Here is an 11,728-nt window from a genome sequence, read left to right as displayed (position 1 = left end):
CATATTCATGGTTTTTAATGTATGCTTAAATCATCTCTTTACACAGGATGCTGTTTTCAGCAGTACGTATGGCTTCTGAGCCGGAAAAGTTATCCCATAAACCCTCTTTATTAGAACGATTAAGTCATTTTCTTCTGCGCGAGCCAGAAGATCGCGAGCAGCTGGTTGAGTTGCTGCATGGGGCTTATGAAAACCACTTGATGGATGGTGACTCCCTCGCCATGATCGAGGGTGTCCTGCAGGTCAGTGAAATGCAAGTCCGCGATGTCATGATTCCGCGCTCGCAAATGGATGTGATTGACATCACGCAACCGGCAGAAACCTTTCTGCCGTTCGTTATCGAAACCGCCCACTCCCGTTTTCCCGTGATTGAAGATGACAAAAATGATGTCATCGGCATCCTGCTGGCCAAGGATTTGTTGCGCTATTATGCTGACCAGTCTTTCGAGTTGCGCGACATGCTGCGCCCGGCGGTATTTATCCCTGAATCCAAACGTTTGAATGTGCTTCTGAAAGAGTTTCGCAGTAACCGTAACCATATCGCCATCGTGGTCGATGAGTACGGCGGCGTGGCGGGCATGGTCACCATTGAAGATGTGCTTGAGCAGATCGTCGGTGATATCGAAGATGAGTACGATGATGACGAAAACGAAGGCAATATTATCCAGCAGGAGGCTGCCACCTATCGTGTCAAAGCCCTGACTGAAATCGGCGAGCTCAATGAAGCCATCGGTACCGAATTCAGTGATGAAGAGTTTTCAACAGTGGGTGGCCTGGTGGTAAACCATTTCGGCCATTTGCCAAAACGGGGCGAGCAAATTCGCATTGATAACCTGAGTGTGACTGTTGTGCATGCTGATAGCCGCCGCGTGCACGTGTTGCTGGTAGAGCAATTGCCGGAAGAGCCTTACCCGATAGAATCTGTGTAATATTCGTCGTGCGGCATTGGCGTGAACCAATGGTTGTTTTGATTGCCTGACTATCTGAAAAGGAGCGTTAAGATGAGAACACAATCCTGGGTTTACATGCTGGCGACGTTGGCGCTGGTATCTTTAAGTCAGCCTGCCTGGGCTGGCCCGACCACTGAGAAGCTCGCCGCCGAGAAAGTCCCCCTGGACGAGCAGGGCTTTGTGAATGCGGTCAGCAAGCTCAAGCGTTCGGAAATCATTGCCTTGCTGGGCGAACCGGCACGGGCTGAAGATGTGAAATTAAAAGACAGTGGCCGCGTGGTGGCTTCAATCTGGCATTACCACAACATCAACAAGGACGAGCAGGGTGCTTTTTACCCGACCACCGAACTGGATATTATTGATGACCAGGTGAGTGTGATCGTATTTCTCAATAATGATGGTTCAGATAATTCCCAGGGCCAGACTTACGAGGTGCAGCCGTATGAAGGGCAGCCTTCTGTTCAGTAAGGCTTAAACCCTTTAGGTATGACGCGGATAAAACAAAGGGCGCCTGAGGCGCCCTTTGTTTTAAGAAAAGAATAAGGATTTATTTTTTCAGGTTGTCTCGGATTTCACGCAACAACAGGATATCTTCCGGCGTGGCGGCAGGCGGTGGAGGTGGCGCGGCTTCCTTCAGGCTATTCATGAATTTGACCATCTGGAAAATGATAAACGCCAGGATGATGAAATTCAGCACAATCGTAATAAAGTTACCGTAGGCCAGCACCGCTCCCAGCTTCTTCGCTTCCACTAATGCCAGGTCAGCTGATTGGCCGTTCAGAGGCACATACATATTGCTGAAATCAAAGCCGCCGAAGATTTTGCCTATGATCGGCATAATGATATCGTTGACTAATGAATCTACAATTTTGCCAAATGCGCCGCCAATGATCACACCGACTGCCAGATCCATGACGTTGCCTTTAAGCGCAAACTGTTTGAATTCGGATGCCACACTCATAGCTTAATACTCCCTCAATTATTATTTGTAGCAGGATTGCATAAACGACTATAGGCGTTGATTTGACCGCTTGTCAATGCACTGCTGCCATCCATTAAAAATGGGCTGTGTTATATTGCTGCGATATTTAGCGCCCAGAGAGTCAAAAAACCACCCATGCAGTTGTTTCATACTTTGCGCGAATTGCGCGCGTTTCTTGATTGTCAGGCTGGCAAGCGTATCGGTTTTGTGCCCACCATGGGTAATTTGCATGCGGGACATTGTGAACTGGTCCGCCAGGCCAAGAGCCGGGTAGACATCGTGGTGGTGAGCATTTTTGTGAACCCCTTGCAATTCAGCGCCAATGAAGATTTTGGCAGCTACCCGCGTACATTGCAGGCAGATTGCGATCAGTTGCGTGCAGTGGGTGCAGATATTGTCTTTGCGCCGGCGGTAGAGGCGCTGTATCCTGACTTTAATGGCCAGGATTTGCAGCAACAGGTCATTGTACAGCCGCCGCCACTCGCGGATATTCTGTGCGGTGCCAGCCGCCCCGGGCATTTTGCCGGCGTGGCGACGGTGGTGACCAAGCTGTTTCATATGGTGCAACCTGATCTTGCAGTGTTTGGTAAAAAAGATTACCAGCAACTGATGGTGATCCGGGCACTGGTGCGGCAGCTCAACTTTGGCATTGAGATCGTTGGGGTAGATACCAAACGCGAGCTCTCCGGGCTGGCCATGAGTTCCCGTAACGGTTATCTGTCCCCAGAACAAAAAACACAGGCCGCCCAGCTGTATGCGCAATTACAACAGCTGCGAACAGCGCTGGAAAGTGGCAGGCGGGATTACGAGTTGCTATGCCAGGAAGCTGCTTCGGCACTCAAACAGCTGGGCTGGCAGGTGGATTATGTAGAGATTCGTGCGCAACAGGATCTGAGTCTGCCTGGACCAGATCAAACTGAACTAGTGGTGCTGGCCGCGGCCAAACTGGGTAATACGCGTTTGATTGATAATTGCGAAGTAAACCTCTAGGAAAATAGTCACGTTTTTATGAAAATTATTTTGCGCTAAGCTATTGATAACTTTATAATTACGACCTTTTCCGCGCTGGCGGGAAATCAACTGAAGGGATGCAATGCAAAGAACCATGTTGAAATCAAAGCTGCATCGGGTGCGTGTCACGCACAGCGAGCTGCACTACGAGGGTAGCTGCGCCATCGATGAAGCCTTGCTGGAAGCTGCCAGTATTCGCGAATATGAGCAGATCCAGATTTACAACATCAACAATGGCGAGCGGTTTACCACCTACGCGATTCGCGCCGAGCGTCACTCCGGTGTGATTTCTGTCAATGGTGCCGCTGCGCACAAGGCAGATCCGGATGACCTGATCATTATCGCCTGTTATTCACAGTACACTGAGGCTGAGTTAGCCAACTATCACCCACAACTGGTCTATGTCGATACGCATAACCGTATCGTCGAACAAAAAGACCATATCCCGGCGCAAGCTGCCTGAACCCCATTGAGTGTGCATATGCAACCTATAGATAAAACCATCTCCCTTGAGGAGATGAAACTGGCCGTCGTCGACGCGCTGGAAGATATTAAAGCCTTTGATATTACCGTCATGGATGTGCATAAGCTGACGACGCTTACCAGCTACATGATTGTGGCGAGTGGTAATTCCACCCGTCAATGCAAGGCGATTGCCGACAATGTGCGCGAGAAGCTGAAAGAAAAAGGCGTTGACGCACGTGGTATCGAAGGTGAAAAGGACGGTGAATGGGTACTGGTTGACCTGGACGAGATTGTCATCCATGTCATGGTGCCCGCTACCCGTGCTTACTACAACCTTGAGCAATTATGGAGCGAGTCGCAATCTCGACGCGCAGCTTCAGCCGCTTAATCAATACATCTGCATTATGTGCGCTCAGAGCAGGGTGCAAATGGCACTCAACCCTAAAACCGGCGTGGCATGCAAGCTTCGTAACGGTTTGAACTGGGCCGGCGCGCAGCTTTTCCACTGTTTTACTCTAGTCGCAATCACTTCATGAAGCTGAATATCATCTCGGTGGGACATAAAATGCCTGACTGGGTTGAGTCCGCCTGTGCAGAATATTTAAAACGCATGCCGCGCGAGCTGGAAACCCGCATCATCGAGATCAAGCCTGACAAGCGTGCGGCAGGCAAAAATAGCGAAGTCGTGCAAGAGGCCGAAGCCAAACGTATCCTGGAGGTCGCTGGTAAAGATTACCTGGTGGCGCTCGATGAACGTGGCCAGGCTGTGACGACCCTGCAACTGGCGGATAAATTGAAAAGCTGGCAGGAGATGGGCCGTGATGTGTCGCTGGTGATTGGCGGGGCGGATGGCTTGCATGCGCAATTGAAGACGCAAGCGCAATGGTTATTCAGCCTTTCCAAATTGACCATGCCGCACGGCATGGTGAGAGTGATGCTGGCCGAGCAACTCTATCGCGCGCATACGGTCCTAAGTGGTCATCCTTATCACCGGGAATAATCATGTCTAAAGCTTTGGTCTGGTTGCGTCGCGATTTACGCATGGAGGATCATGCTGCCTTGTATCATGCTTTAAAGCGGCACGAACAAGTCTATGTTGCGTTTGTGTTTGATACGGATATCCTGGATTCCCTGTCTGACAAGCATGACAGGCGTGTCGAGTTTATCTGGGAAAGTGTCTCTGAGCTCAAAGACTCACTAAGGAAATCAGGCGGTGATCTTCTGGTGCGCTATGGCAAAGCGCTGGAGGAAATCCCTCAGCTGGCGCAACAACTTGAAGTGGCTGCTGTGTACGCCAATCGCGATTACGAACCGTTAGCGATTGCGCGTGATGAGCAGGTGGCGCAGGCTTTATTGGCCGCTGACCAGACCCTGCATCTATTCAAGGACCAGGTGCTGTTTGAACAGGATGAAGTCCTGACCCAGACCGGCAAGCCTTATGGGGTGTTTACCCCTTATAAAAGGGCACACCTCGCCAAGCTGAATCCGTTTTACCTCAAGGCCTATCCAGTGCAGAAGTATTTGTCTTCTCTGGCGAAAATTTCCAAAGAGCCTATGCTCTCGCTGGAAAGTCTTGGCTTCTCTCGTACCAATTTAAAAACCATGCGCTTGCCGACCGGCATCGCAGGTGCACAGCAACTATTTAACGACTTCCTGCAGCGGATAGAAGATTATGACGAGGCACGCAACTATCCGGCTATCAAAGGTGTCTCTTATTTGTCGGTGCATTTGCGCTTTGGCACAATCTCGATCCGTCAGCTGGCCCATGCGGCCTGGCAATTGTCTCTGGCTGGCAATGCAGGTGCAGCTACCTGGTTGAGCGAGTTAATCTGGCGTGATTTTTATTTTCAGGTTTGTTATCACCGGCCGGATTTGCAGTTGGCAGGGCGTGCTTACCGGCTGGAATATGACAGGTTGCAGTTCCCCAATAACCGCGACTGGTTTGCGGCCTGGTGCGAGGGGCGTACGGGTTTCCCGATAGTGGATGCGGCCATGCGACAGCTGAACCAGACCGGGTATATGCATAACCGCTTACGCATGGTAGTGGCCAGTTTTCTGGTGAAGGATTTACTGATTGACTGGCGTTGGGGAGAGCAATATTTTGCCGAAAAATTAATTGATTTTGATTTTGCTGCCAATAATGGTGGCTGGCAATGGGCTGCTTCAACCGGGTGTGATGCGCAACCTTATTTCAGGATTTTTAATCCGCAGTCACAGTCGGAAAAGTTTGATGCGCATGGCAAGTTTATCCGCAAATATGTGCCCGAGTTAGCAGCGCTGAGTGACAATGTGATTCATGCACCGTGGGCAGGCACAGTGAGCAAAAAAGACCAGCTTGTCAGCATGCCCGAGGTGGACTACCCGATGCCTGTTGTAAATCATGCTGTACAGCGGCAAGAGGCGCTGGGAATATACAAAAATAATGTGAAGCAAAAATGACATTTGATGTAGAATAAACTCGTTTTACGCAGCGTTTGGTAAGGTAGTAGTAAGGTTTTCGTTGTAGGTCGCGAGAGCGGTGTTGCCCTTCAATTTTTGAAATCGGCGCCGTAAAAGTGATTGCAGGCTATGTGTAGGATAGATAAGCTTCTTACATGCCATGACTAAATTTTATAAAGGCATTGATACCGATTCGCTTCATCTAAATATAATGAAAAATATGAAAAAACTAAAATCCGTTTTATTGATTGCCGTACTCTGTGGACTTTCCGGGTGTGCAACCACCAACAAAGATCCTCTGGAAGGCGTCAACCGGGGGATATACAAATTCAACGATGTGGTTGATCAATATGCCATGAAGCCGGTTGCCAAGGCTTATAAAGCTGTTGCACCCACACCAGTGCGTACTGGCATCAGTAATTTCTTCAATAACCTGGGTACCTTGACCACGGTAGTGAATGACTTGCTGCAACTGAAATTCGCACAGGCATTTACTGATGCAGGGCGTTTTGTCATCAACACCACTTTCGGTATTGCCGGGTTTATTGATGTGGCCAGCAAAGACAATTTCCCTAAGCACCAGGAAGATTTTGGCCAGACCTTGGGCCACTGGGGTGTGGGTTCAGGCCCGTACCTGGTATTGCCTATCTTGGGACCAAGCACCGTGCGTGACGCGGGTGGCCTGGCATTTGATACCGTGACTTCTGACCCTATCACTTACCTGCACAACACCGGCCAGATCCGCGCCCACAACCAGGTGCGTTTAGTGCAGTTTTTGGACAAACGTACACAGTTGCTGGATGCTAAAGACCTGGTGGATGATGCGTCTATTGATCCTTATGCGTTTATGCGTGATGCTTACCTGCAACGCCGAGCCAGCCTGGTGCAGGATGGCATTGTGCCGCAAGAACTGTTGCAGGATGAGTTTGAGCCAGAAGATGATGAAACACCGGCAAAAGGGACATCATTGGAGCAATCAGTGCCTGCTGACTCGGTTGTATTGCAGTCAGATGCGCCGATTGAAGAAAATGTAAGCGCTGTCAGTGTCAATGCTGAGGCCCAGCAACCTGCAGTTGAAGAAGCCGCAGTGACCACTGAACAAACTGTGCCTGATGTGGCAGCTGATTTAAACGATACGCCAGCGGCGACAGAGTCACAAGAGGCATTGCCACCGCTTGTTGATCAAGTCAGTCAGCAACCTGCAGAAGAGCCTGTGGTGATGGAAGAAAATGCAGCCAATGTGGTCGCCGGTATTGACGAGACGTTGCTGACATTGGAAGCACCTGCAAAATAACAGTGTTTACAGGTGGTACTCAATAAGTCACAGGCAGTAAAACAGTTTAATAAAAAAGGCTTTGCATTCATTGCAAAGCCTTTTTTATTTGCATGGCTGCCTGTTTAGTCTGCAGAGGCAATCGTCATGCGATCAATCAGTATCGAGCCAGTCAGTTTGGAGCTATTCGGGATAGTATCGTTGCCAATCGCTATGATGCCTTTCAGCATCTCCAGCATATTACTGGCAATGGTAATCTCTTCAACCGGATTGATAATCACGCCTTTTTCTACCCAGTAACCTGCGGCACCGCGTGAATAATCGCCGGTAATCATATTCATGCCATGACCAAGCAGCTCGGTCACCAGCAAGCCGGTATCCATTGTTTGCAGCAGTTGCTCTAATGACTGTCCGGTGGTGCGCACAAGGATGTTATGCGCACCACCAGCATTCCCTGTCGATTGCATGCCCAGTTTCCGTGCCGAATAACTACCCAACAAGTAGCCTTGCAAGACGCCATTTTCGACCAGGATACGCTTCTGGCATGCCACCCCTTCATTATCAAACGGGCTACTGCCTGCACCCTTGAGGATGAAAGGATCTTCCTCAATATGTAACAACGGGCTGGCAATCGTCTGCCCCAGGCTATCCAGCAAGAATGAGGATTTACGGTATAAATTGCCACCGGAAATAGCGCTGATCAGCGTACCAATCAGGCCGCTGGCCAGCGGCGCCTCAAACAACACCGGGTATTGGCCGGTTTTGATCGGGCGCGCGTCCAGCCTTTTGACCGTGCGTGCGCCTGCGATCTGGCCGACTTGTTCCGGCGATGCCAGATCTTGCGCATCACGGGCACTGCTGTACCAGTAATCACGCTGCATCTGGTTGTTGGATTCCGCAATCACTGAACAGCTGATACTGTGACGTGAGCTCGGATAACCGCCAGTAAAGCCATGGCTATTGGCATAGGCAAATGCGCCGCTCTGGCTGTAAATGCTGGCGCCTTCGGTATTGTTTATGCGTGCGTCAACCGCCAGTGCTGCCGCCTCGCAGCGCGTTGCCAGCGCAAGCGCCTGCTCGACATCAATATCCCAGGGATGGTGCAGTGACAGGTCAGGAAACGTTGTTGCCATGCGCTCGGCATCTGCCAGGCCGCAAAAAGTATCTTCTGCGGTATATTTGGCAATATTGCAGGCAGCCTCTACGGTATCTTTAAGTGCCTGCTGGCTAAGGTCAGAGGTGCTGGCGTAACCTTTTCTTTGTCCGAAATAAACGGTGACCGAGCAGCCTTTGTCGCGGTTATATTCGATATTTTCAGTCTCGCCCTGACGCACCGAGACATTCTGGCCGGTGCCGAAACTCACTTCGGCTTCTGCGCTGCTAGCGCCTGCCTGACTGGCCAATTGAATAATGTCTTGCGAGATTTGTTTGAGTTGATCCAGTTGCATGCTATGGGCGCTTGTTTTTTGCTTGGCAGTTAAAGCTGGTATCATACCGTGATTTAGCACAGATTGCTTTTACCATGACAGCAGAACCCCTTGATGCATCTCTTCCCCCCAGTAAAACCAAATTAAAAGCAGAGGCTGATGCCGCGCAGGAAATTGGTCGTCAATTGCTGGAGTTGCCGAAAGACAGATTAAAAAAATTACAGCTGGATGAAGCCTTGAATGACGCAATTGTCGAGGCTAAACGACTCACTGCCAACGGCGCCATCCGCCGCCAGTTGCAGTACATAGGCCGATTGATGCGCGACATTGACTTGGCGCCTATCGTGGAGCAGTTGCGGAAATGGGAAGGAAAGCATATCGAGGAGAATGCCCGCTTTCATCAGATGGAACGCTGGCGCACCCGTTTGATAGAAGACGCAAAGGCGTTTGAGTTGTTTCTTGTGGAGTATCCACGTACTGATGTGCAACGGATGCGTACATTGATTCGTAATGCGCAAAAAGAACAGGCGGCTAACAAACCACCTAAAAGTAGCCGTGAATTATTCAAGATGATACGGGATCTGGCTGAAGGTACTGTAAAAGCGCCGGATGAACACGCAGAATAGCGAAGGCTGGGCAGTTAACGTTTAATGTCTATTCATTCCAGGCAGCTTGCTTGTTGTTCAATACAAGCTTGTACGCTGCACTAGGCCATTGAGTCATGGTTAATACTGTCGCAACCAAATATCAGCACAATTTAAAATAGCACCGGGCAATTGCCACAGTGCTGTCCATCTAGGGGTAGTCGTGAAGCAGAATGTTGATTTAGAACTGGATTTAACAGGGTTGGAAAGCCCTGAACCTATGTTAAAAACCAAGGAAGCCATAGACGAATTGGCAACGGGCCAGGTGATTCTGGTGAAAACGACCGCACTGGGTAGTGAGCAAAATATCCGTAACCTGATTACCAATCACCCGGTTACGTTACTGTCCTTTAAAAAAGAAGACGGGATATTTCATTTTTTAATAGAAAAAACTTCCTGATAAAAACTATCAGGCCTGCACAGGCCATAAAGAAATTCCTATTTGAATATGAAAGCTTGAATCACCGAGTTGCCCGCTAGCGCCATGGTTTTAGTCTTTAATGTTTATCAACTAATCGCTGAATCTCATTCTTGTTAGGTGGCAATACGAATTTCCACGGTTGACGATAAAGCAAAGTCAGTAATTCCAGCGCAAAAGCCTTCCAGTGACGGTAGCGTACCTGCCGTGATTTCATGGCAACAAAAATGGCTAAGCCAAAGCTGGTCAGCAGGTTGATGGTAGCCACCACAAAAATGCCGAGTAAGGCCGTACCAAGTATGTAATAACTGATCTGGAAATCCAGTGCAGAGAATGCATAACCCGAGAATGCCGCTACAAAAGTGACATGGCGGATATCCAATGGTAATCCAAGCATCACGCCCAGCCCGGAGGCAAAGCCAAGCAGGCAGCCAAAATAGAAGTTACCGGCCAGGGCGCCAAGGTTATGGCGTATATATTCTGAGATACGCAGCAGGCGCTCTTTACCCAGCAGGCGTTGTAAAAGGGGTAGGTGGGCAATGCGTTCAGGAATGCGGTTATAAGCCGCCAGATTGTCGTGATAGCCTGCAATCAGGCCTGACAGGAACAGGCAAACCCCCGCCACCGCAGCATAAAGCGCGCTGAGGCTGATCAAAGGGTTGTTGGAGTCAAGCAGGATATTGGCTTTGGCCTCACCAATGAAATGGTGGCCACTGTATTGCACCACCAGCCAGTCGATCAGCATGGCCATAGGAATCACCACAATGACATTGCCTAAAATGGCGATGGTCTGGCTGCTGGTGGTCTGCGCGACAATGTTGACCAGGCTGTGGATGTTTTTGCTATCGTGCCCGTCATCATCAATCGTCGATGCAATTGTAGCCGCCGTCATTGCGGGCTGTTTGGTGGCAACGGTAAAGTGCAGCAGGTGGATCAGGACAAAGCCTAGCCCATAATTCAGGCTGAAGAAAATGGCTTCAGCCAGGGGCGCAAAGTGATAGCTGGCGATGATGATCTTAAACATGGCCATAAACGCGATAATCACTCCGGCGCCCATGGCCGAGCCCATCAGTTTGTAATATTCCTGCCTGTGCTGGGCAATGTAGTGTTCGCCGGTGTGGCTGGCATTTTCAGTCACGCGTAAAGCCAGCAATTCTGTATTCTGCCGCCAGTAATCGGACAGGTTATTCTTCTTGCATTCCGCATACACCAGTTGTTTGAACAGCCGCGCAATCGCATCACTGACATCATGTTTTAGCAACAGGCCATGCAGGATATCGACCAGTAATTGCATGCGGTGGATTTGCTGCAGCATTCTTTGCATCAGGGCCGTCAGTGAAATACTGGTGCCGGTTTTGGCATTGGCTTTGCGGATGTCGTTGGTCAATTGCTCACAACGTTTGAGCACTTCATAAAGGTGCTGAATATCGTTGGCATTGATGACCGTGAGCGTGAGGAATTTCTGTATCTCGATATTCTGCGTGATAAACGGAGAGGCATTATTCTCCAGGTCTTCATGCTGCAAAATCAGCTCAGGGTCGAGGCCGGAGGCAGACAGGCGATAGGAGAGCACTTGCAGCGCATCCTTCAATTCCTGGGTGCAACTTTCCTGTTGCGCCTGATTGCCTTCTCCCAGCGCCAGGGTGTGCATAAAGTCGCGCCATACCGTATTCGGCACGCCGGTCACCCAATAGGCATCACTGTTGCGGTAAAAAATCTGCCCGAATATATCTTTCAGGTATTTAGGATCGGGCACTTCAGGCAGCAGCTTGTGAGAAAACCGTCGGTAGATTTCGGTGAAAAATCCCAGGTCAGACTGGATGCCGTGCTCTGAATAAAGCGAAATGACACTTTTCTCATCCAGCAGGCGCAGGATACTATTGCGTAATGCCAGGGCAAACTGCGGCTGTTGCTGTAACAAAAAGCAAAGCGCCTGTATGGACTTGCTGGCGCTTTCGGTATCTGTCGCATGCTGCGGGCGGATATCCTCAAATAATGCGCGTAAAAACGCAATGTCGTCGAGATGGCCAGAGGCGACACGGGCCGCCTGATGGTCGAATGTCACTTGAAACATGTAAAGCACTTTCTGTTTTTGGATAAAGATGACAATAGGCTGGTA

The 11,728-nt window shown here is 49.9% G+C and carries 13 protein-coding genes; 10 read left to right on the top strand and 3 right to left on the bottom strand.

The window, feature by feature from the left end:
- Positions 1-68 precede the first annotated feature (68 nt).
- Both ACFQ2T_RS05250 and ACFQ2T_RS05245 read left to right on the top strand, forming a co-directional pair.
- Entirely contained in the window at positions 69-929 is an 861-nt protein-coding gene (locus tag ACFQ2T_RS05250; RefSeq protein ID WP_379031465.1) for an HlyC/CorC family transporter, read from the top strand.
- 72 nt (positions 930-1,001) lie between these two features.
- On the top strand, positions 1,002-1,418 hold the full coding sequence (locus ACFQ2T_RS05245) for a hypothetical protein (RefSeq protein ID WP_379031462.1): 417 nt from the start codon (positions 1,002-1,004) through the stop codon (positions 1,416-1,418).
- A 79-nt stretch (positions 1,419-1,497) separates the two neighbouring features.
- On the opposite strand, the gene mscL is transcribed toward ACFQ2T_RS05245, so the two are convergent.
- Positions 1,498-1,911, bottom strand: a complete 414-nt coding sequence (gene mscL, locus ACFQ2T_RS05240; protein ID WP_379031460.1) for a large conductance mechanosensitive channel protein MscL — start codon at positions 1,909-1,911, stop codon at positions 1,498-1,500.
- A 156-nt stretch (positions 1,912-2,067) separates the two neighbouring features.
- Between mscL and panC the strand changes: the two genes are divergently transcribed.
- From panC to ACFQ2T_RS05210, 6 genes are all read left to right on the top strand, one after another.
- Positions 2,068-2,922 carry a pantoate--beta-alanine ligase gene (gene panC, locus ACFQ2T_RS05235; protein WP_379031457.1) on the top strand — a complete coding sequence of 285 codons (855 nt, stop codon included), beginning with the start codon at positions 2,068-2,070 and terminating at the stop codon, positions 2,920-2,922.
- Positions 2,923-3,025: 103 nt separating this feature from the next.
- A complete protein-coding gene (gene panD, locus ACFQ2T_RS05230; RefSeq protein ID WP_379031454.1) occupies positions 3,026-3,406 on the top strand; it encodes an aspartate 1-decarboxylase in 381 nt (126 codons plus the stop codon).
- A gap of 18 nt (positions 3,407-3,424) precedes the next feature.
- Complete coding sequence (rsfS, locus tag ACFQ2T_RS05225; RefSeq protein ID WP_379031451.1) at positions 3,425-3,796, top strand: ribosome silencing factor; 372 nt, start codon at positions 3,425-3,427, stop codon at positions 3,794-3,796.
- A 144-nt stretch (positions 3,797-3,940) separates the two neighbouring features.
- Positions 3,941-4,408 (top strand): 23S rRNA (pseudouridine(1915)-N(3))-methyltransferase RlmH, encoded by a 468-nt coding sequence (rlmH, locus tag ACFQ2T_RS05220; RefSeq protein WP_379031449.1) that lies wholly within the window; start codon positions 3,941-3,943, stop codon positions 4,406-4,408.
- A 2-nt stretch (positions 4,409-4,410) separates the two neighbouring features.
- Entirely contained in the window at positions 4,411-5,847 is a 1,437-nt protein-coding gene (locus ACFQ2T_RS05215; RefSeq protein WP_379031446.1) for a cryptochrome/photolyase family protein, read from the top strand.
- Positions 5,848-6,067: 220 nt separating this feature from the next.
- A complete protein-coding gene (locus ACFQ2T_RS05210) occupies positions 6,068-7,141 on the top strand; it encodes an MlaA family lipoprotein (RefSeq protein WP_379031443.1) in 1,074 nt (357 codons plus the stop codon).
- Between the two features lie 104 nt (positions 7,142-7,245).
- Here ACFQ2T_RS05210 and pmbA read toward each other — a convergent pair whose 3' ends face one another.
- Positions 7,246-8,568 (bottom strand): metalloprotease PmbA, encoded by a 1,323-nt coding sequence (pmbA, locus tag ACFQ2T_RS05205; protein WP_379031440.1) that lies wholly within the window; start codon positions 8,566-8,568, stop codon positions 7,246-7,248.
- Between the two features lie 74 nt (positions 8,569-8,642).
- Here pmbA and yjgA point away from each other — a divergent pair, with 74 nt between their 5' ends.
- Entirely contained in the window at positions 8,643-9,173 is a 531-nt protein-coding gene (gene yjgA, locus ACFQ2T_RS05200; protein WP_379031437.1) for a ribosome biogenesis factor YjgA, read from the top strand.
- A gap of 181 nt (positions 9,174-9,354) precedes the next feature.
- Positions 9,355-9,591 (top strand): sulfurtransferase TusA family protein, encoded by a 237-nt coding sequence (locus ACFQ2T_RS05195; protein ID WP_379031434.1) that lies wholly within the window; start codon positions 9,355-9,357, stop codon positions 9,589-9,591.
- A gap of 97 nt (positions 9,592-9,688) precedes the next feature.
- Here the strand turns inward: ACFQ2T_RS05195 and ACFQ2T_RS05190 are convergent, their stop codons facing one another.
- A complete protein-coding gene (locus ACFQ2T_RS05190; protein ID WP_379031431.1) occupies positions 9,689-11,683 on the bottom strand; it encodes a site-specific recombinase in 1,995 nt (664 codons plus the stop codon).
- Positions 11,684-11,728 lie beyond the last annotated feature (45 nt).

Origin of the sequence: Methylophilus flavus (assembly GCF_042678905.1) — a bacterium.
Lineage (GTDB): Bacteria > Pseudomonadota > Gammaproteobacteria > Burkholderiales > Methylophilaceae > Methylophilus > Methylophilus flavus.
The sequence above is the reverse complement of the archived record's forward strand: the minus strand, read 5'-3'. Positions and strand labels throughout refer to the sequence as shown.

What these genes read in the sequence shown, in the direction of transcription:
- ACFQ2T_RS05250 (WP_379031465.1), top strand. Translation starts at nt 69, where the DNA reads ATGGCTTCTGAGCCGGAAAAGTTATCCCATAAACCCTCTTTATTAGAA.
- ACFQ2T_RS05245 (WP_379031462.1), top strand. Translation starts at nt 1,002, where the DNA reads ATGAGAACACAATCCTGGGTTTACATGCTGGCGACGTTGGCGCTGGTA.
- mscL (WP_379031460.1), bottom strand. Translation starts at nt 1,911, where the DNA reads ATGAGTGTGGCATCCGAATTCAAACAGTTTGCGCTTAAAGGCAACGTC.
- panC (WP_379031457.1), top strand. Translation starts at nt 2,068, where the DNA reads ATGCAGTTGTTTCATACTTTGCGCGAATTGCGCGCGTTTCTTGATTGT.
- panD (WP_379031454.1), top strand. Translation starts at nt 3,026, where the DNA reads ATGCAAAGAACCATGTTGAAATCAAAGCTGCATCGGGTGCGTGTCACG.
- rsfS (WP_379031451.1), top strand. Translation starts at nt 3,425, where the DNA reads ATGCAACCTATAGATAAAACCATCTCCCTTGAGGAGATGAAACTGGCC.
- rlmH (WP_379031449.1), top strand. Translation starts at nt 3,941, where the DNA reads ATGAAGCTGAATATCATCTCGGTGGGACATAAAATGCCTGACTGGGTT.
- ACFQ2T_RS05215 (WP_379031446.1), top strand. Translation starts at nt 4,411, where the DNA reads ATGTCTAAAGCTTTGGTCTGGTTGCGTCGCGATTTACGCATGGAGGAT.
- ACFQ2T_RS05210 (WP_379031443.1), top strand. Translation starts at nt 6,068, where the DNA reads ATGAAAAAACTAAAATCCGTTTTATTGATTGCCGTACTCTGTGGACTT.
- pmbA (WP_379031440.1), bottom strand. Translation starts at nt 8,568, where the DNA reads ATGCAACTGGATCAACTCAAACAAATCTCGCAAGACATTATTCAATTG.
- yjgA (WP_379031437.1), top strand. Translation starts at nt 8,643, where the DNA reads ATGACAGCAGAACCCCTTGATGCATCTCTTCCCCCCAGTAAAACCAAA.
- ACFQ2T_RS05190 (WP_379031431.1), bottom strand. Translation starts at nt 11,683, where the DNA reads ATGTTTCAAGTGACATTCGACCATCAGGCGGCCCGTGTCGCCTCTGGC.